Raw genomic sequence first — 309 nt, 5'->3', positions numbered from 1 at the left:
ATCTCGGCATTCATGTACCGGAGGCTGGTGGTTTCAGTATCGAAGGCAAACAGCTCGGCCGATTTCAAGCGTTCCAGCCATTGATCCAGTTCTTGCTGGTCGGTGATGACGCTGTAGTCTTTCCTGCCGGTCTCCGGGCCGGGTTTTGCATCGCTGGACCGGGCGGTGCTGGAGGGTGGGGTTTCGCCCTCTTCCAGTTCGGCAATCCAGGTGCGGAACTCGTATTCCTTGAACAGCTCAAGCAGCTGCCCGTCATCCTGTTCCCGAAGCTTCAGGTCTTCCAGGCCAAAATCCAGTTCCACGTCGGTG

Annotated in this window: 1 pseudogene; it reads right to left on the bottom strand. The window is 57.6% G+C overall.

Features of this window, described 5'->3' with window-relative positions:
- A pseudogene (locus B2W52_RS22095) lies at positions 1–309 on the bottom strand (DNA polymerase I); the annotation flags it as partial.

The sequence above is a fragment of the Marinobacter sp. UBA2498 genome, from assembly GCF_002341575.1.
Lineage (GTDB): Bacteria > Pseudomonadota > Gammaproteobacteria > Pseudomonadales > Oleiphilaceae > Marinobacter > Marinobacter manganoxydans.
Note: the sequence above shows the minus strand (reverse complement) of the source record. Positions and strands in the feature narration are given on the sequence as shown.